16 protein-coding genes are annotated in these 18,134 nt (G+C 57.8%); 11 read left to right on the top strand and 5 right to left on the bottom strand.

Translation table 11 applies throughout. The annotated features are described in order from the left end of the window. Window positions 1-296: 296 nt before the first annotated feature. From AWB69_RS03660 to AWB69_RS03650, 3 genes are all read right to left on the bottom strand, one after another. Entirely contained in the window at window positions 297-1,559 is a 1,263-nt protein-coding gene (locus tag AWB69_RS03660) for a PP_RS20740 family protein (protein ID WP_062082237.1), read from the bottom strand. After that, a complete protein-coding gene (locus AWB69_RS03655; RefSeq protein WP_082913249.1) occupies window positions 1,556-3,610 on the bottom strand; it encodes an ATP-binding protein in 2,055 nt (684 codons plus the stop codon). Before AWB69_RS03655 ends, AWB69_RS03660 begins: the two co-directional genes overlap by 4 nt. A gap of 200 nt (window positions 3,611-3,810) precedes the next feature. Then, window positions 3,811-4,215 (bottom strand): very short patch repair endonuclease, encoded by a 405-nt coding sequence (locus tag AWB69_RS03650; protein WP_062082485.1) that lies wholly within the window; start codon window positions 4,213-4,215, stop codon window positions 3,811-3,813. 847 nt (window positions 4,216-5,062) lie between these two features. Between AWB69_RS03650 and AWB69_RS03640 the strand changes: the two genes are divergently transcribed. From AWB69_RS03640 to AWB69_RS03615, 6 genes are all read left to right on the top strand, one after another. Continuing rightward, complete coding sequence (locus tag AWB69_RS03640) at window positions 5,063-6,037, top strand: DUF932 domain-containing protein (RefSeq protein WP_062082235.1); 975 nt, start codon at window positions 5,063-5,065, stop codon at window positions 6,035-6,037. 115 nt (window positions 6,038-6,152) lie between these two features. Continuing rightward, window positions 6,153-7,154 carry a YqaJ viral recombinase family nuclease gene (locus AWB69_RS03635; protein ID WP_062082234.1) on the top strand — a complete coding sequence of 334 codons (1,002 nt, stop codon included), beginning with the start codon at window positions 6,153-6,155 and terminating at the stop codon, window positions 7,152-7,154. 47 nt (window positions 7,155-7,201) lie between these two features. Continuing rightward, entirely contained in the window at window positions 7,202-8,158 is a 957-nt protein-coding gene (locus AWB69_RS03630) for a recombination directionality factor (RefSeq protein ID WP_062082232.1), read from the top strand. Continuing rightward, entirely contained in the window at window positions 8,155-9,132 is a 978-nt protein-coding gene (locus AWB69_RS03625) for a hypothetical protein (protein WP_062082230.1), read from the top strand. The genes AWB69_RS03630 and AWB69_RS03625 overlap by 4 nt, the downstream gene beginning before the upstream one ends. 89 nt (window positions 9,133-9,221) lie before the next feature. Beyond that, window positions 9,222-9,521, top strand: coding sequence for a hypothetical protein (locus tag AWB69_RS03620; protein ID WP_062082228.1), 300 nt, complete (start codon window positions 9,222-9,224; stop codon window positions 9,519-9,521). Between the two features lie 127 nt (window positions 9,522-9,648). Then, window positions 9,649-9,948 carry a hypothetical protein gene (locus AWB69_RS03615; RefSeq protein ID WP_062082225.1) on the top strand — a complete coding sequence of 100 codons (300 nt, stop codon included), beginning with the start codon at window positions 9,649-9,651 and terminating at the stop codon, window positions 9,946-9,948. Window positions 9,949-10,226: 278 nt separating this feature from the next. Here the strand turns inward: AWB69_RS03615 and AWB69_RS03610 are convergent, their stop codons facing one another. Continuing rightward, the gene (locus tag AWB69_RS03610) at window positions 10,227-10,673 is read right to left on the bottom strand and encodes a VOC family protein (RefSeq protein WP_062082223.1); all 447 of its coding nucleotides are present in this window, start codon (window positions 10,671-10,673) and stop codon (window positions 10,227-10,229) included. Window positions 10,674-10,791: 118 nt separating this feature from the next. Here AWB69_RS03610 and AWB69_RS03605 point away from each other — a divergent pair, with 118 nt between their 5' ends. Beyond that, complete coding sequence (locus AWB69_RS03605) at window positions 10,792-11,385, top strand: TetR/AcrR family transcriptional regulator (RefSeq protein WP_062082221.1); 594 nt, start codon at window positions 10,792-10,794, stop codon at window positions 11,383-11,385. Between the two features lie 547 nt (window positions 11,386-11,932). Here AWB69_RS03605 and AWB69_RS03600 read toward each other — a convergent pair. Next, the gene (locus AWB69_RS03600; RefSeq protein WP_062082218.1) at window positions 11,933-12,280 is read right to left on the bottom strand and encodes a helix-turn-helix domain-containing protein; all 348 of its coding nucleotides are present in this window, start codon (window positions 12,278-12,280) and stop codon (window positions 11,933-11,935) included. A gap of 272 nt (window positions 12,281-12,552) precedes the next feature. On the opposite strand from AWB69_RS03600, the gene AWB69_RS03595 reads away from it, so the two are divergent. The 4 genes from AWB69_RS03595 (at window position 12,553) to AWB69_RS03580 (ending at window position 17,719) form a co-directional block, all read left to right on the top strand. Next, window positions 12,553-14,364, top strand: coding sequence for a hypothetical protein (locus AWB69_RS03595; protein WP_063977740.1), 1,812 nt, complete (start codon window positions 12,553-12,555; stop codon window positions 14,362-14,364). Between the two features lie 311 nt (window positions 14,365-14,675). Beyond that, window positions 14,676-14,957, top strand: a complete 282-nt coding sequence (locus tag AWB69_RS03590; protein WP_062082213.1) for a hypothetical protein — start codon at window positions 14,676-14,678, stop codon at window positions 14,955-14,957. A gap of 426 nt (window positions 14,958-15,383) precedes the next feature. Next, window positions 15,384-16,103, top strand: coding sequence for a hypothetical protein (locus AWB69_RS03585; RefSeq protein WP_062082211.1), 720 nt, complete (start codon window positions 15,384-15,386; stop codon window positions 16,101-16,103). A 5-nt stretch (window positions 16,104-16,108) separates the two neighbouring features. Then, the gene (locus AWB69_RS03580; RefSeq protein ID WP_062082208.1) at window positions 16,109-17,719 is read left to right on the top strand and encodes an ORC-CDC6 family AAA ATPase; all 1,611 of its coding nucleotides are present in this window, start codon (window positions 16,109-16,111) and stop codon (window positions 17,717-17,719) included. Window positions 17,720-18,134 lie beyond the last annotated feature (415 nt).

The raw sequence follows: 18,134 nt of genomic DNA, 5'->3' as shown, positions 1-18,134 counted from the left end.
TAACGTGGGCTTTTCGTGCTGTAGAGGCAGTCTGCCCCTTGCGTTTGATCTGACTGGTGGCCAAGGTTTGCGGCGGTGCGCCTTCACGGATTGCCAACGTCCGGCGAGGCCCCTTTAACGGGCTCGGCGCACTCCCAGATTCGGCCATACGCGGACCTGGGCACGGGAAATAGGCTGCTTACTGAGGCGGTGGCTCCCGGCTGCTAGCTTTCTTCGAGGTCGGTGGACTACTGACTTGGGGCGGCACTACGCCTCGTCGATCGCTACAAGCAGACATCCCTGTATGGCCGCTGGATTTATGCGACCACAAGGGGCCGCTGATCATGGCTGGCCAACCACCGACTCCATTCATCGATATCGTAGTTGGCAGACTGAAGAAGTGCCTTTGTGCCATCCACGGCGACAGAGCGGACACCTGGTTCCGTGTCGAGAACGTGGTCCAGATCTTGAAGCTTCATGGCCTGAGCGGCTACATATACCGCCCGGGCGGCCTCCAGAGTCGGGACAATTGCTGCCCCTCCTACATTCGGCGCAAATACCCTCGGAGTATCCGGCGTAACGCGAAATGCAAGGGCAAGCATGTCGGGATGCTCGCCATGCACACGGTAAGCGTAGACACTGGCAAGCTCGACGTTTGCGGGCAAATTCGGCTGCGCATGGAAGAACTGAAGCAGATATTTGCCCAAACCAATGCTGTAGAGCTTCAAAAAGCGGGTATCAAGCGTGCCCCAGACAGACGCCAGTTCGGTCGCGAGCCTTCCTTCATCTGCCTCGAGGCATTTGGCAAGAGAGGCGCCGAAGTTGCTCTGTGGCACGCGCAGGTTCTGCGTTATGGCATCCTGAAATACGATTCCGGGCTGCCCTAACAGGCTGGGCTCAGCCCGAGTCGTAATGAAGAGAAGCCAAGGGAAGCGTGCGCCCATCTGATGCTTGAGCAGCGCCTCCAATGCGTTGAATGTATTGTGTGTTCGGCCCTTCGGGCAGTAGGCAAGATGATCGCATGCATCGATGTTGATAACATCGAAGGTGGCGCGTTGACTTAGCTGCATCGCAGCATGCGAGTCCGTAATTGCAATGTCCTCGAGGCGGTCCACATGTATCACCGCATGAGGCGTAATGCGCCCTGCTTGAAGCAACGCCGACTCGGCCGTTACCCAAGAACCGCCATTAGCCGTTGCAGCCGCGTTCCCGACGCCTGCAACTTGTTCGGAGCCTGCGCCGCCCGAGTTGAATCCAAAATACTCGATCTGGACACCTAAGGGTTCGCAAACTTCGGAAAGTACCCTGACATCCAAGAGATCAGCGCCAGGTAGTGTGAAATACCGCAGGACGCTGGTAGCCCCTTGAGGCCGCGACTCAATCAGCTTCTTCGTGAGTGCAGCCCATTGGCGCGAACGCACGATTTGCTTAACAGGATGATGCCAAGGCTGGAATTCGCGCCGCCGGTCAGCCAAGTGGGCCAAATCAGCTGTTCCATTGTCCGGCTTGCCATAGATGGCAAGAATATCTTCCTCTTGGACATCCTCGTCGACGTCGGGAGTAGCTCGGGAATCGGTCATTTACCAGGAGAAGCAAAGAATATTTTTAGAATGGCGTCTATGAGCGCTTGCTGCTCGTCATACGAGCGGTCGTCTAGAACATCGTAAGCGGCCAACACGCGCATGAGCGCTTGCGCCTTTACATCTCTCTCGGTTCGCTCTGACGAAGGAAGCGCCACCGACAAACTCGGAAGATCCGTACGCGCAAGCGCCATATAGCCGTCGGCCCGCGCTGCTTCGGCTTCTTTGCGCGTCGTCGCAATTGCGATCTCTGGAGCCGGGTCACTGACATGCCGGGAACTCCATACAGCCTCAGAGTGCTGCGTTACGGAATCACGGACCGCAACGGCGGTTTGCTCCAGCTTCTCCGTGCGAGCACGTTTGCTTAGATCCTTATGTTTGTTCGTGAGCTGCCGAATCGCTCTATGCAGCCATATAGCAACGAACTGCACATGCGGATGGGAAAAATTGAAAGACTCTCTGTCGATGTTGAGGGCGGCGTCAAGTCCGCGCGTAATGAAAAGCTCAGATGTGATCTGGCGCAGCCTGGTTTGCTCGGAAACCTGGTATTTCATGAAGGTCGGATCGAAAAGTGCGCCGGCAGTACCGCGAATGCGGGTTAGCACCCCATTATTTTCCTTCGGCACAACCATTCCGTTCCAGAAAACATACCCCTCGAGGCCGAATCCTCCTCCCCGCAGACTAGGATCAACTTTCTGCAAGTTTGGCGAGAAACGGCCAACGAAAAGCATGGGCTTGCCAAAACCGCGCGTCGCGGTCTTGACGAATTTAAACCTGATTGGCCGCTTCAATTCAACGCCGTCGATATTGACGCGGAAATCGCCAGCTTTGGCGATTTTCCCATCTTCGAGCTCGGGATGTCCCGCTACCTGCTCACGAACGGCGTCTCGAACAGTCTGGCTATCCGATAGTGTCAATTCCGTCGCTTGCCCACGAGGCTCGTTTGATATCCAGTACAGCCCAATACCGGAATCGGCTGTGAGGTCGAACGGATGCTTGTCGACATAGCCCACCGGCACGGAGAGCGCTAAAGTCCAAAGCGTCTCCAGATAAGTGTCCAATGTCTTTGCGAGGTCGGGCCTCTCTGTACTCCTTGATTCATGCTCAACCGCGTCTATGAGTAGTCCCATCCTCACATCGGCAGGCGCATCGGGAGACCACGGAAGCTTGGGCGGCCGCGAGAGAACCGCAGGCTGGTCTTTGTCTTGCGACAAGCGCTCGATCCAGCCCGTATGGTATTTAGGCTCTTCAACCCGAATGTTTGCCGCGGTCTCAAAATCTCCCGCTTTCTCAGCGGCAGCCTTCTCGTCCAGCGCACGCCAGCGGTCCGCACTGCGGAGCATATCGCGTACACGTGGCTTAACTTCATCAAGGATGATGTCAGTACCATGGGCGTCCCTATCAGACGAATACTCTCTCGAAATTAGCACGTCGCCGCTGACATAGTTATCGTCGTCGTCCCGAGCTGCGTCGTCTTCTCCATCTTCAGAGTAGGCACGTATGCGAACTTCGGCTATGAGCCGGTAATCGCGCCCCCGGACCTTGGTAACGATTCGGAAACGGCGCGCAAGCTGGCTGACCGAAAAAAGGCCAATTCCAATCTTGCCGATCAGCAGGCGCCCTCCGGGGGTCCGGTCAGGGTCGTCTTCCGAGGAGACCCCGAGTTTCTGGCCTTCCTCCCTGCGCTTCGCGCTTCCGCCGATCGAGTGAACCAGCCGCGACAAGGTTTCGTACGACATGCCGGCGCCGTCGTCTCTGACGTATATTCTTGAGAACCGCGGTGCATCCGTAAGGACGGTTACCTGGTTTGCGTCGGCATCCCATGCGTTGGAAATCAGTTCTCGGAGCGCCGAGGATGGTTGACGGTAGATGCCATCGGTCACGCGGGCAATGACCCGGTCGCTCGTCTTCAGCCTGGTGCGGACAACTTGCCCCTCGTTGGTCTTTTCACCAAGCCATGCTGCCAACTCTTCTCGCTCGTCGATCAACGGCACGTCGCCGCTCTCTCCGACCGTTTTCCGCAAAAGAGTTTGGCTTTCGTTGCTAGCCATGACGTTCCTCATTAAGGCAGCCCGCCCACGAGCTCTTGGTGGTCAGGAGCGACGGCCTGTTGAATTCCAGGCAAGGTGGTCGTTTAGAGCGCATGGAAGTCTCTGTCCGAAATCGAAGGATGTTGAGTGAATGCAATACACAATGGTAACTGATGGGGGTATGCATGGTCCGTTACCGAGGACAAAAGATAAACCGTCTATTAGCTTTGCATAAATGTCATGAGCTTCTCCATCAAACCGTCGACCACACGGACCTCACATTCCCAGATCTCCAAGACACGCCAACCTTCCCGCCTCAGAATATCCAGGTTGCGCGCATCGCGAACTTGATTCGATTTGATCTTTGCAGTCCAGTACTCTTGATTGGACTTTGGTTTTGATGCCAACCGACAAGTGTGTCCGTGCCAGAAGCAGCCATGTACCAAGATGATCTTGCGATACTTGGGCAGAACGATATCGGGACACCCGGGCAAATCTTTTCGATGCAAGCGGAAACGGTAGCCGAGCCGATGCAGAATTGAGCGCACGGCTATTTCGGGCCGAGTGTTCTTACTCCGAATACGACCCATCAGAGCCGACCGATCCGCTTCGCTGATTGTGTCCATAGGCGTTGAGTTGCACCAGATCGACATGGCTGAACTATCAGCCGCACGGCCTGCGTCTGCATTTTACTCTCTGCAAGTGTGAAGCGATCGACCTAGCTGAGACGCTATGCGACGCCGGGGCGTTTCGCTAACGATCGAGGCTAGCCGATCGGTCACCGGGACACGTCTCTTTTCCGATTTCACCGAGAGTCGCGACTGCCACGACGGCGTCTGATGCGCGGGTCGTGTCACCTAAGCGCGAAGGATCGAGTCCAGAAAATCTGAGACCTATATCACTGAAGGGAGACAAGGGAGTAGTCCCCACTCAATCGATAGCTATCCATTTACGGTCTTAATTTTTAGGAAACCACATGCTCTCGGATACCTCACTTGCCGATCGCACCCCGCATGGATGTCCACGGTGTCGATCGCACCGCATTGAGACTCGCAACAACGCCCGCAAAACGGGTGGCGCAATTGGTGCGGTCGCCGGTGTGGCGGGCGCTGCAACTGCCGCCCTGTCTGGCGCAGAAATCGGCGCGACCGCCGGCCTGATCGGCGGCCCCGTCGGTTCCGTCTTCGGGCTGATCGCAGGGGCCGTAATTGGCGGACTCTTCGGCGGGGCCGCAGGCTGTGCGGCGGGTAGTGCCGTCGGCGAAGTCATAGACGACAACGTGCTAGATAACTACCGTTGCCTTACATGCGGCCACACATTCAGCAAACACCCAACTAAAGTCTGAACTCGAACTCTGCGTCGTTCGGCCTTGCACCTAGCGGTCCCGTCCGTCCTCATCTGATTTCAACGCTTGTGCATATGCCCGGCCTCGGCCGGGCTTTATGCGCTCGTCTTTTTACAAAGGAGTTATTCATGCATCTCGTACAAACCATGTCCTACGTCAACGATACCCCATGGCATGGCCTAGGCAATCACCTTGCCCACAACCAGCCGCTCGAAGTCTGGGCTCAGCAGGCCGGCATGAACTGGAAGATTGAAGAATCCGAAGTGCGTTTCGTCGCAGGTAGCACAGGTCTCGGTTCCATCCATGCGTTCCCCGAACAGAAGGTGCTGTATCGCTCGGACACGAAAGCGCCGCTCTCCGTCGTGTCGAACCGCTATCAGGTCGTACAGCCCGCCGAGATTCTGGAGTTCTATCGCGACCTGACCGAGGTCGGCGGCTTCGAGCTCGAAACGGCGGGTGTCCTGAGGGACGGTAAGAAGCTCTGGGCGCTCGCCCGCACTGGCCAGAGCGCGACGCTCAAGGGACGTGACAAGGTCAGCGGCTATCTGCTGCTCGCCACCGCATGCGACGGCACGCTCGCGACCACGGCGCAGTTCACCTCCGTTCGTGTCGTGTGCAACAACACGCTCGCCATTGCGCTGGGCGATAGTACGGGCGCGGTCAAGGTGCCGCACCGCAGCCAGTTCGATGCACAGGCGGTAAAACGTCAGCTTGGCATCGCCATCTCATCATGGGACGGCTTCATGGTGCGCATGAAGGCGCTGTCGGAACGCAAGGTGACGGCCGAATCCGCCGAAGCGTACTTCCGGCGCGTGCTGACCTATCAAACGGGGAGCGCGTCGAACGCATTGGACAAACCAGCGGCGACCACCAACGATAGCGCGATCCGTGCCGTGCACGACCTGTTCGCCGGTCGAGGCAAGGGCGCGACCCTCGCCTCTGCATCTGGAACCGCATGGGGGCTGCTCAATAGCGTAACCGAGTTTGTCGACCACCAGCGTCGTGCGCGCAGCGAAGACCACCGGCGCGACGCCGCGTGGTTTGGCCACGGAGCAACGCTCAAACAGAAGGCCTGGGACGAAGCACTGAAGCTCGTCGTCTGAATCATTGCCATTGGTTTCATCGTTACTCACCATCCATCATCTATTTCCGTCATAAGGCGCCCGGTTGAGCTTCGGCTCACCGGGCGCTTTTTATTTATCCGTCTGGGAGAAGGCCATGTCGCAACTCATCCAGGAAGAGAAACCCTTCAGGAAAGGTTCTGCATTACGTCTGGTCGAAACACGCAGCCTGAGCCGCAACGACTGGCTGGAGGTCCGCAGGACCGGCATCGGTGGCTCCGACGCCGCAGCAGCAGTGGGCCTCAATCCGTACAAGAGTGCGCTCGAACTATGGCTGGAAAAGACTGGGCGCGACGCGGATCTCGCCCAACCCGATCCGCACGACACCACTGAGCCTGTCTACTGGGGAACGCTACTCGAACCCATCGTCGCTGCAGCCTATACGCAGCAGACCGGCAATCGTGTGCGTAAGGTCAACGCGGTCCTTCAGCATCCAACCATCCCCTTCATGCTGGCCAATCTCGACAGGGAGATTGTGGGCGTATCGGGGCTGCACATTCTGGAATGCAAGACGGCGGGCGAGTTCGGTGCGCGGCTGTGGCGCGACGGTGTGCCGGAGTACGTGCAGTTGCAGGTCCAGCACCAGCTGGCCGTTACCGGCAAGCGCGCCGCCGACGTGGCGGTGCTGCTGTGCGGCCAGCAACTGGCCGTGCACCGCATAGAACGTGAGGATGAACTGATCGCCCGACTCATTCCGCTCGAAGCGCAGTTCTGGCAGTACGTCACGAGCGACACGCCGCCACCCGCCGACGGCTCTGAGTCGGCCGATCGCGCCCTGCGCTGCCTGTATCCGGGCAACGGCGGTGTCACGGTGGATTTCACGGACGACCGGCGGATGTGTTCGACGTTCGCTGATCTCGTCGCAGTACGCGCGGAGATTGAAGCGCGCGAGCAGCAGGAAGCCAGACTCAAACAAACCATCCAGCAGGCCATGGGCGATGCGTCCCGAGCGCTGTTCGAAACCGGCGAGGTCTCGTTCAAACGCAGTAAGGACTCGGATGGCACTGATCTTAAGCGGCTACTCGCCGATCACCCCGCCTTGCAACAACAGTACGCCATCACGAAACCGGGTTCGCGCCGCTTCCTGGTTTCCATCTGAATCATCGCCCCCCGCTCTGAACCAGTCTTTACTTTAGGAGAATCACCATGCTCAAAGGTCTGGCGATCACGCCACCTGTTGTCGGCCGCATCACGATCGGTCGAGTTGTCGAGAAGAACGGCAAGCGGCTGCCGGAGAAGGACGACCAGTTCACCATCACCAGCCAGATGCAACACGCGAGCGGTTGGCTTTTGCATCCACTCAATGAAACACTTCGCAAAGTTACCACGGGCAAGCTGCGCTCGATCCCGGTACGGATGCTGTTCAACGATCCAGACCTTAACCTGCGCGCCGAATACAGCTTGTTCGACCGCAAAACGGGCCGGCCCCTGTGCGTCGGCAATGGCGAGACGTGTAAGCGTGTGACGGACGGCGGCATCACTACGATGGACTGTCCGACACCGGACGGCTGCGCGTTCGGTGAAGCCGGTGGCTGCAAGCCGTACGGGCGTCTAAACGTAACGATCGGCGAGGAAGACGAACTCGGTTCGTTCATCTTCCGCACCACCTCGTACAACTCGATCCGCACGCTCTCGGCACGGCTGCAGTATTTCAGCGCAGCGTCGGGCGGCCTGCTCGCCTGTCTGCCGCTGGAACTGAAGCTGCGCGGCAAATCCACTACGCAGAGCTATCGCTCGGCGATCTACTACGTGGATCTGGGCGTACGCGCGGGCAGTTCCCTGCAGGAAGCCATCGGACAGGCGCGTGAGCTCAATGCCAGCCGCCGGGCGGCCGGATTTGCGCAGGCTGCGCTCGACGCTGCGGCCCGCGCGGGCTTCGCCAACGGCGCATTCGAGGACAGCGTCGAGGAAAGTGCGGCGGTGGCAGAAGAGTTCTATCCAGAGGCTGAGCCGGGAGACGAGGCCAGCGCAGGCAGGAACGCCGCGAAGGGCACGGAGAACGTCGCACACAAAGCGTCGGACCCGCCCGGGAATCAGGGTGCCCCGACGCTACGTGACAAGCTCGACCGGCGAGCGGTCCTGCTGGGAGGAACCGCAGTATGACCAGCGCGCCTGGCAGTCCGGTCGGCCACCCGAGTCGCGATCCGCCGCGATTGACGTTCGCGCTGGCAGCCGCAGCAACCGCCACGGCGATCTGCCTGTCCGTGCTGGCCGGGTGGCAGCGCGGCGGCGAATTGCCGGAGCGGTTAGTGTGGGTGGCGATCGGTGTGGTGCTGGTCGTCTGCGCACACCTGCTTCCCGCACTGTGTCGCTCCTCGCCCTGGCCGGTACGCGGTGTCGGCAGTCTGCTCTGGATTGCGTGCATGGCGACCGCCTGTTTCGGTCACGCAACCTTCTTCGTGCTCGCGCAGCAGCACGCGGGCGAACGTCGCGCTACGTCTCTCGTCCCTGTGGTGACTGCTACCGTCCCGGCCGGTCGCAGTCTGACGGCGGTCATGTTCGACCGGGCCAGCGTCACCCGACAACTGGCGATTGCCAAGACGCAGCGCTGTTCACGGGAGTGTCCGGCGCTGAACGTTCGGCGGCTCGCGCTGGCCGCGAAACTCGATGCGCTGAACGCAGAAGCCGACGATGTCCGGAGACAACTGGCGGTGGATGACCGGGGGGCGCAGCGGCGTGACGCACTGATGGTCGATCCGGTCACGGGACGACTGGCGGCATTACTCGGCACGACCGTGAGTCGCGTTGATCTGCTTTCGGGACTCACGTTTGCTGCTGTGCTCGAAGGCGTCGCCTGCCTGCTCTGGAGCGTCGAACTCGAGCCACGGCAAACGACGGTCACCACGCCCTCCGTTATCGCCCCGGTCGCGTCGGGTCACGAACCCATCACGCGCAGTCACGGGACCGTCAACGCGCCGGTCTCGCCAGCAGACACCGAAGTCATGAGACTGGCGCGCGACGTTGCTGCGGGAAGCGTTCGCGCAACCGTATCCGACATCCGGCGCCACCTCGGCTGCTCGCAGGCGAAAGCCACCGCGTTACGTCGGCAGCTCTCGGAACACACCGCAACGTCCTGACCTGGGCAACCGTCCAGATTCCCTCTACCCCCTTGCATCCGATTTTCTTCGGAGGCGAGCGTTCGTCCATTGCCAGGAGAGACACCGTCATGAATCAGCTCTGTGCAAGACCCACGAGACCTCGGCTAACACCCGGGCGTCTCTTCGCCACCCCCGGCGCGCTTGAGGTGTTGCGTGCCGCCAGCGTGTCGGTCGGCGACCTGCTGACCCGACACATGCGTGGTGACTGGGGCGACCTTACCGCAGAAGACCGCAGGCAGAACGATCTCGCGCTTGAGACCGGCTTACGCGTGTTGTCGTCCTACTTGCTCCCCGGAAACGGGAGGGTCTGGATCATCACCGAATGGGATCGCTCGGTGACGACCGTGCTGCTGCCCGACGACTACTGAGAACCGGGATCCGGTTTTCAGCCATGCACGCGATTTTCGTCTGCCATCGATCCGACTTACCCACCATCCTTCTACTGCCTGCCGTCGGACATGTCCCGACGGCAGCAGAAATAATGCTGGAGTCACCATGCAATCTCCTGACATCTTCAAAGACAGGGTCCGCTTCGACGCGGGCCGCGCCACCGTCACCCCGGCAGCCACGGCTGCACTTGAGCTGGCGAAATTGCCCGACATCCTGCTGCTCGCGCGCCACATTCACGGTGACTGGGGCGACCTGAACGAACGCGACTGCCTGCAGAACGAGCTTGCGGTGCTACTCGATCTGCGCATCCAGTCACGCTACCTGCTGCCGACCGGCTCGGTCATCCTGGTTTTGACCGAAGCCGATCGTTCAGCAACGACAATACTGCTGCAGGACGATTGCTGAAAACCCGTATTCGAAGCCTGGGCGATCGATACAACAAATGCTGTCAGCCTGGCTTGTTCGAAAGAGAGCTGCATTCTGAATTGATTGTGGCTCTCAGCATTTCAAATGTAGTGAACCTATCCCACGTGATGCCTCCAGTGTCGACGACTGTCCCAGCTCGACCCCTTACGGCCCTTCAGATCCTCAGGAAGCTTCATATGGCGGGACGCCGAGAGCGGGCTAGGAGAAGAGAAATAAAGCGAAATGGGCGGATGCCGCGCGACTAACCAGCTGTAATATCAAACGGGCTGATCGCTGCAGTGGCTGGTATAGAAACTGATGCCATTGCCATCGGGATCCTGCATCGAGAAATAGTGGTGGCCGTATAACTCGCCATCCGCGATAGCTGACGGTGAATATCCTTTACCGATCAGACCGACCCTGTAGGATTCCAGATCCGCTTTTGTACGCCCCGCGATCATCAGGTCTATTTTTTCGCTGCTGAAATCAGGCCTCTGGCCATTCTGACTATTCCGCAAAGCGGCAGCTTGTGCATCGCCCTTTTCCAACAGCAGCAAATGTGTGCCACCACGCATTTCAACGATCGCCGTTCCGGGAAAGGTGCCGAGTGCGCGCAGACCTAAACCAATATAAAAGCTATAGCTCGCCGCAACATCTCGCACTTTCATAACAAAGTGACCAAGGGTCAGGGCAGGCAATAGATCTTCCTTTTCATGTTCGTTCATAACGTACCCCAAGGAGTTAGCTGAGAAACAATCTTGCGCCGCGAGCATCGCTGCGCTAATCTGACTGGTCAGTCGGAAATAGTATCCGACTGACCAGTCGAAAAAGCAAGAGGTTGTTTTGACGCGAAAAAAGGAAATCGACAAAGACAGGGTCTTGGATGCTGCCGAGGCCGTCATTCTCGAATCAGGTGGCCGAAATTTCACGCTCGATGCCGTGGCCGAGCGCGCGGGGATCAGCAAGGGCGGTCTCGTCTATACCTTTGCGACTAAGGATGGATTGATACACGCTGCGCTAGAACGAGAAGTTGCCCGGTTTCAGGAGGCAGTGCGTCGGCGACTTGGCAGCGGGCCAACTGGGCCGGTCGAATTGGTCCTCGCGCATATCGAGGAAGCACTGGACGAGGACGACGCCTCGACGCAAATGGCGGCTTTTCTCGTAACCGCCCTGGTGCACGCCCCTGACATGCTGGGGCCGGTGCGAAATCTTTACCGTGCACTGCTCGATCCACTTCGATCAGAACATGGTGAGGTTGCCGAAGTACGTCAGGCACTGCTGGCCGTTGAAGGTATCTTTCTGCTCCGAGGACTCGGGTTTGCAGAGGTTTCCGCAGACGAGCTCAAATCTGTCCTGCTCCACGCGCGCAATGTCGTCCTTGCCGCGTTGAATAGACCAGCATACCGCCCGCTCCGAGAATCAGAGGGTCAACGATGAGCACGGCGATCGCCCAATTTCGGCATGCCGCGTTTAACGCATCCAGGGTCGCCCGCTCACGACCGACGGAGGGAAACGGAAGCCGCTTAACATCGAATAGAAGCGGATCCTAGCGACGTTTCGGGGTCGAGTTCTATCTACCGATCTTGAGGCACACCAATTCCGGCGGCCAGCTCTGATAGGACGGGCGCGTCTTAATTTCGAGCGCCAGGAGTCCGTCTCAAACCGGGGCACGGGCGCCGTATTGCGAGCGAAATGAAGGTCGATTGTGGACAATGTAGGTCGCGTAATCGAGCGTCCCTTCATGGCCGAGGGTGTGTCAAAACTCAGGCTCACGCCTCTCGTTCGAAAAGTCGGCTTTCGAGAAGGGCCTACAACGGCTTGGTGGCGTGTCGAGAAGGGTAAAGTGACCCCTCAATACCTTCAACTTTTGTGTTTTGACACCCCCTCGGCTGCAGTACGACGAACCAGACTCCCTAACCACACCTTCCAGATCGGGGCAAGCGCACGGCCCTCCGATGACGCGACTGTTAGCGCGATGACGACGTCAGCGACGAGCTAATCTGGCCGTCAGCCTTTCCACAATCTCAACAATCATCTCGCGGTCCTTGCATCCCACTCCTGAGAGTAACCGTGCCACGTGCCTTGCCTGATCACTCGGGCGGCTGCTGACCTCGGTCAGCAGATCAGCAATGTCGCAATCAAAGGTGTCGGCCAGTTCCATGAGCCGCGCCACATTGGGCATGACCAGCCCCCGCTCGATCCTCGAGACCGCCTCGTTTCCTATTCCCAGCTGTTCTGCGACCTGCTCCTGGGTGAGACCCGCCGCGACGCGATTTCTCGCGATCGCCCGTCCCACTACCCCAGCCAGTCGGTCCATATCGGTATCCGGCATTCGCCCTCCCTTTCCACCCAAATGGTTGGCGATCACCCCACTGACATGAAGGGTTTTTAAGGTTGATATTCAACCTTTTAAGATGTTTGCCGTTATCTCTTCTGTACGCCTGGTTCCAGTCTGTTCCGACAGATCCGGGAGCGGGACGGCCCGGAACGTATGGCTGACGCGTCCCTGATTTAGTGAAACAGCCACGTAAGCCAGTCCCGCCCATCCGAAGCGGGACAGTTCCGGTCGACTGATCACTGACAAACCATAAAGAGGTTTAGAAATTGAAGACTTTGACAAATGCAGGATTGGTGAAGCTGACGCTTTGCGTTTCGCTTGCAGCAGCGCTTGCCGCGTGCGGAGGGGGGGGCGGTGGGAACACTGCTGTTCCGTCTTCGACTGGCGGAGGCAGCACGCCGGCGCAAGGTACCCAGCTCACGGGCAAGGCCATTGACGGCTATCTGTCTGGAGCGACCGTCTGTTTCGACAATGGGGCCGGGGCCTGCGACCCGACGCTAGCGACGACCACGACCGACGCGGCCGGCAGCTATTCGTTGCCATATAGCGGCAACATCATCGGAAAGAAACTGCTTGTGGTCGTGACACCGTCAACGAAGGACCTGTCACGGTCGAACTACACGTTCCCTGCCTCGTTCGCGCTCACTGGCGTCGTGACGGATCCGACCACGCAAACCAACATTACCCCGATCAGCACGATGATCGAGTCGATGATGGAATCAGGTATGTCGCAGCAGGCAGCGACGCAGGCGGTCGCAAAACTGCTCGGCGAACCGGCCAACCTGTCAGTCGACTACATCGCCTCGGGTGATCCGACGGCGACGAACTTCGCCATGCAGATCGTCAATGCCATCGGGACGTTCGCCAGCAGCGGTCAGGCGTCCGCTGCCACAGTGCGTGCGCTGATGCAGGCGATGGTAGTGAACAGCACCCTGACGCCGACACAGGCCCAGGTCGCTGCACAGGCGCAGACGCCAGTCTACGTGCCCGCTAACGCCTCGCAGGTTCTGACCAGTCCAACGTACTCGCTCGATGGCTACCTGTACGACTGGGTAAACGGTCCGAAGAACGGCACGAACCAGCAGGCGCCGGTGGAATCCGTGCGTCAGATCACGAACAGCGTGCTCTCCAGCGTCCAGCAGGAGTTCGTCAACGGCGCCTGGTCCACACCGGCCCTCAACAAATACAACCAGATGATCGGTGCGTACGAGTTAAAGGGCGACGCATCCGGCTTCACGCCCTATGTGTCGCTGGAGCAGTACAACGCGCTGCCGGTGTCCGGCCTCGGGCCCACACTTACGGGCACGGATCCCAATACCAGTATCCCGTTCACCTACGAGTATCGCGCGGTCGACCTGAGCAATCAGTCGATATCGACGGCAGTTTCGCCGAACGGCGAATCGCTCTTCCCGCTGTGGACGTCGCCGACAATAACATCCACAAATTTCGCCGCAGGCACGAAAGCCTATGCAGGGTTGCTTTCGTATTCGACGGAGCGTGTGGTGATTCCAGTGTGGCAACCGATTTGCGCTACACCGACGGTGGCGAGCGGGGTGACGTGTGGCGGTGCGCCGGCTGTAATGGACGGTAGTCAGGTCGTCGAAGTCTCCAGCCCAACGGCGACAAAGTACACCTCGGTGCAGCAGGCGGTCGGTTTGACGCTACTCGCGCCGGGCGGCGGTTCGTACTTCCAGTTGCTCGTTAATGGCACGGTACAACAGGTTCAGCCGAACGCGCCGGGAACGCCCGATACTGTGGTCAATGCCGATATCGGTTCGTGGACCACGTACAGCCGTAACAGCAACGTGATCGTCGTGACCTTCAACGCCACCGAATTGGCTGCTCTGCAATCGGCGGCTGCGTCGCAGCAACAGGCGCAGGTCGATCCGCAGACCGTACCGGTGCTCAATGGCGCGTCAACCGTCGTGGCGCTGGTGAACAACAACCTGATGGTGGGTTGGCTGTTCCCGACGACCTACACGGACAGGTCGGTACAGTTCAGCTCTGCGCTGCCGCAATCGTTGCTCGACGCTGTAAACGCAGCCGCCGCTGCATTCTGGAGTTCGACCGGTTCCTAAACCGCAAGCAGGACGGCGGTCGGTCCATGGCCTTCTGAAAAACCGTGCCCCCTATCCATCGCGAAACTTCACGAGCTGACGCCTGCGCAATCAGGCGTTCGGCTTGTGGGGACGACGCGTGATGTTTACCTACGCCCGCCCGCTCCAGAGCGACGGACGACCACATCGCCCAGCACTAGTTTCGCTCACCCTATGCGACTGGTACGCGCCACTTCAACTCAACCAAGCTTATGAAAACCTTCAGACACACGCTAGTGCTCGGTGTCAGCTGTATTTCAGTACTGGGACTCGCCGCATGCGGAAACAGGGTATTGGACTACCGAAACGCCGAGATATCGAACGGGCAGATTTTTGCGGGAGGCGATAACAAGCCTTTCAGCGGCCACCTGACCAATCTGCCTGAACAGCAGATCAGAAATTCGCGAAATGGACTCGCCCAGGTCATGCAGGTCGTGGGGCTGGGCAACCAGAATTTCCACGGCAATTCATCGGCGGTACTCTGCGATGTCGACGTGAAGAACGGCTACCCACACCTTCAGAACAGCAGGCAGCATCAGAAGCCGCGGTCCAGATGGACTACGCAGATTGCATGAAGAAGTGGCAACGGGCGGGAATGGCATTGCAGGTCCATACCGTGAGCCCGGACGAGGAAGTCAGGCAATGGCAGACCTCCTGTCGGCGAGGCATATTGCCGGGCTAACTTCCGCCCTGTTGCCTAGCCAGGCATTCAGCGGCGTCGAAAGGCACAATGTAGCTCTCTCAGTTGGATTAGCCAGAATCTCTAGCCGACCGTATGGGTCGGTTTTTTTTGTCCCGGATCATACGGAAAGGCGGAAAGGCGGAAAGGCGGAAAGCGATCCTTGCGATCGGCAAAGTCCGGCCATTCGACATCTGTCTCTGGATCGTTGACAATTCGAGGCGATGGCAGACATGCCCCAAATTGCGCAGGCCCACGATCCGGTCATAGATCATCAATCGTTGCTCTGGCGCTATATCAGGTTTACGACAAGGGAAGGCTAATGGACGTAGTCGAGCATTATCGCGCTCTTATAAGGAACACCGATACAGTCGTGGGGATGATGGCCGGCGCGAATGGGGCGAGTGAGGCGTTGACAGCGTCCCATAATTATCTTCTCGATTACGACGCGCTAAAAATGGCGATCGCGGAGCGGCCAGAGGCGTCTGTGCTCGATTCTGCAGTAAAGGAGTATCAATTCGCCCTTTTTGCATTGGTTTCAGGTCAGTATAGGCACGCTTTTGGTGGGCTCCGGCTATTTTTCGAACTCATGCTTGCCACCGTACAATTTTCCGCACACGAAATCGATTATAGAATGTGGGCCAAAGATTCGAAGGATATCAATTGGAGTGCGTTGAAAGATGCTCAAAGCGGCGTATTTTCAGTAAACTTTATTCGAGCCTTCAATCCGGGATTTTCGGACTGCGCCAAGCAATATTTGGCGATCGCTGAGGTTGTATATCGTGAGTGTTCAGAATTTGTTCATGGAAATGCTGGTACTCATGCGATCCTTCCCTCTGACATCGAGTTTCAAGAAGAGGCATTTTTTTCTTGGCATGAGAAGGCTGCCACAATGCGGTTGGCGATTATTTTCGTCTTCTCGGCCCGGTACCTAAATTATGTTACAAAGGAAGCAGCGGAACGAATGGAGCCGATAATCACGGACGTTCTCGGAAACTTGCCGCCGGTTCAGGCAATATTCTCACAACCATCGGAAGCCTGATAACCATGGCAGACTTTTTCTTTCGGACCGAGGATATTCGACCGGACGAAGTGCTTGACTATTTCGTCGAAACATCCAAAGACCGGCAGATCGTTGATGCGCTGAAAAATAGAAATCCTGTCGTGCTGGTAGGAAGTCGAGGTGTGGGCAAGTCATTCCTGCTTCGAGTGGCACAAAAGGAGCTCATGGACGCATTCGAGACGGACCGTGTCTTCCCAATCTACATTAGCTTCGTGAGGAGTTCCTTGCTTCAGACGTCCGATCCGGACCAGTTCAAGCATTGGATGCTAGCAAGAATCTGCTCGTCGGTGATGAGGAGCCTGACGAAAGCCGGCCTACTCGGCGGCATTCCAAAGAGCATTGAGCTGCTCGCTGGGGGAACTGTCACCGCGACTATTGGGCGAACCAAGGTCGAGGAAATCGCTGAGGCCTATGAAGCATCGTGGAAAACGCCGCAGGTCGCTGTGAGCGCTGACGGTCTTCCCACCATCGACGACTTCAAGGAGGCTCTAGAAGATTTAGGCGATGACCTCAATATCTCCCGCTTTGCCCTCCTTTTCGATGAGGCGGCGCATATTTTCTTGCCAGAACAACAGCGTCAGTTCTTCACGATGTTTAGAGACCTGCGCTCACACTGCATTACTTGCAATGCAGCGGTCTACCCGGGTGTAACAACGTTCGGGGAGACTTTTCAGCCAGTTCACGATGCAACGATGCTCACCATCGACCGAGATATTCTCTCGCCTGACTATGTTGAGAATATGCGGGAAATCGTTCAAAAACAGGCGGATAGCAATCTTCTCGCTCAAATTGCTCAATATGGAAAGAATTTTGCAATCTTGGCTTACGCGGCGACTGGTAACCCACGCCTCTTGTTGAAGACGATTGCGCGGTGCCCGAAGATCAACTCTCAACAGGTGAATGAGGCAATTAGGGAGTTTTATCGAACCGAGATTTGGGCAGAGCACTCTACGCTGTCGGAAAAATATGTAGGGCACAAGGCTTTGATTGACTGGGGTAGAGAATTTATCGAATCCCAGGTACTTTCAGATATCAAATCTAAAAATGATCAATATCTGTCTTCCGATAAGGCCACGTCCGCGTTTTTTTGGATGCATAGAGACGCACCGGAAATCATAAAAGAGGCTTTACGAGTCCTCGCATACACCGGAATTGTGATTGAGCATGCGGTGGGCATCAAAGCAAGTCGCGCCGAGATTGGAAAGCGCTACGTGATTAATCTTGGCTGTCTTTTTGCGCTTGAGGTATCGCCGACGAATTCGGCATTCGACATTGCCAAGGAATTGACTCCAAAGCGGATGACCGAATATGGTTCGAATCACCCATCATACAAAAGGCTTACAGACCAGGCAGCACTAGTCACGAACGAAGGTATGGCATTGGCGCTCAACATCCAACTGGAGCGGCCGGCTGCCGTACTGGATTTGACTGCGTGGCAATTAGAAAAACTGGCTGAGCTTGGACTGAAGACTGTTCGCGATGTCTTAAATGCGACAGAGGAGAAGCTCAAGGAGGCGAATTATGTTGGGGACGTCAGAGCGCGTCGAATGCGCAACGCGGCGGTCGCCGCAGTGCTCGAGTACCTATCGGGCTAATGCCTCATACAGCTAAAGGCGGGCCGTGCGAAGGCGGCAGAGTTTATCGGCATGCGCACAGCCGTTAGACGTAAGTTTTCTTGGCGGACGCATGGCCTTCGGATTGAGTGTCCGCTGGCGGTTTCTCTGGGTGACCGGTTCGGGTCGCATATGCTGATTGATCGCATCGGGCAGCGACCGTCGGCCACGAGCGGCCCCTCGATTCCGTCTTCCGGACGACATTCGACCGTCAGCCTCGCGCCCAAAAGCAGCCTTAGGCTCGGTGATATTCCGCCCGGGCGATGTCAGCTGAAGGTATGGAGATGTCTCGACGTGTGCCGCCGATCTGGCGTGTCGCGCATTCCAGCTCGTTATGTCTTCGATTGCATCGCCATGCCGTCGTGGCGTCAACGCAACGGGCCGCAATCAATTTGTA

It is taken from the genome of Caballeronia udeis (genome assembly GCF_001544555.2).
GTDB classification, from domain to species: domain Bacteria; phylum Pseudomonadota; class Gammaproteobacteria; order Burkholderiales; family Burkholderiaceae; genus Caballeronia; species Caballeronia udeis.
The sequence above is the reverse complement of the archived record's forward strand: the minus strand, read 5'-3'. Positions and strand labels throughout refer to the sequence as shown.

What these genes read in the sequence shown, in the direction of transcription:
- AWB69_RS03620 (WP_062082228.1), top strand. Translation starts at nt 9,222, where the DNA reads ATGAATCAGCTCTGTGCAAGACCCACGAGACCTCGGCTAACACCCGGG.
- AWB69_RS03580 (WP_062082208.1), top strand. Translation starts at nt 16,109, where the DNA reads ATGGCAGACTTTTTCTTTCGGACCGAGGATATTCGACCGGACGAAGTG.
- AWB69_RS03585 (WP_062082211.1), top strand. Translation starts at nt 15,384, where the DNA reads ATGGACGTAGTCGAGCATTATCGCGCTCTTATAAGGAACACCGATACA.
- AWB69_RS03660 (WP_062082237.1), bottom strand. Translation starts at nt 1,559, where the DNA reads ATGACCGATTCCCGAGCTACTCCCGACGTCGACGAGGATGTCCAAGAG.
- AWB69_RS03625 (WP_062082230.1), top strand. Translation starts at nt 8,155, where the DNA reads ATGACCAGCGCGCCTGGCAGTCCGGTCGGCCACCCGAGTCGCGATCCG.
- AWB69_RS03635 (WP_062082234.1), top strand. Translation starts at nt 6,153, where the DNA reads ATGTCGCAACTCATCCAGGAAGAGAAACCCTTCAGGAAAGGTTCTGCA.
- AWB69_RS03600 (WP_062082218.1), bottom strand. Translation starts at nt 12,280, where the DNA reads ATGCCGGATACCGATATGGACCGACTGGCTGGGGTAGTGGGACGGGCG.
- AWB69_RS03640 (WP_062082235.1), top strand. Translation starts at nt 5,063, where the DNA reads ATGCATCTCGTACAAACCATGTCCTACGTCAACGATACCCCATGGCAT.
- AWB69_RS03630 (WP_062082232.1), top strand. Translation starts at nt 7,202, where the DNA reads ATGCTCAAAGGTCTGGCGATCACGCCACCTGTTGTCGGCCGCATCACG.
- AWB69_RS03615 (WP_062082225.1), top strand. Translation starts at nt 9,649, where the DNA reads ATGCAATCTCCTGACATCTTCAAAGACAGGGTCCGCTTCGACGCGGGC.
- AWB69_RS03610 (WP_062082223.1), bottom strand. Translation starts at nt 10,673, where the DNA reads ATGAACGAACATGAAAAGGAAGATCTATTGCCTGCCCTGACCCTTGGT.
- AWB69_RS03655 (WP_082913249.1), bottom strand. Translation starts at nt 3,610, where the DNA reads ATGGCTAGCAACGAAAGCCAAACTCTTTTGCGGAAAACGGTCGGAGAG.
- AWB69_RS03650 (WP_062082485.1), bottom strand. Translation starts at nt 4,215, where the DNA reads ATGGACACAATCAGCGAAGCGGATCGGTCGGCTCTGATGGGTCGTATT.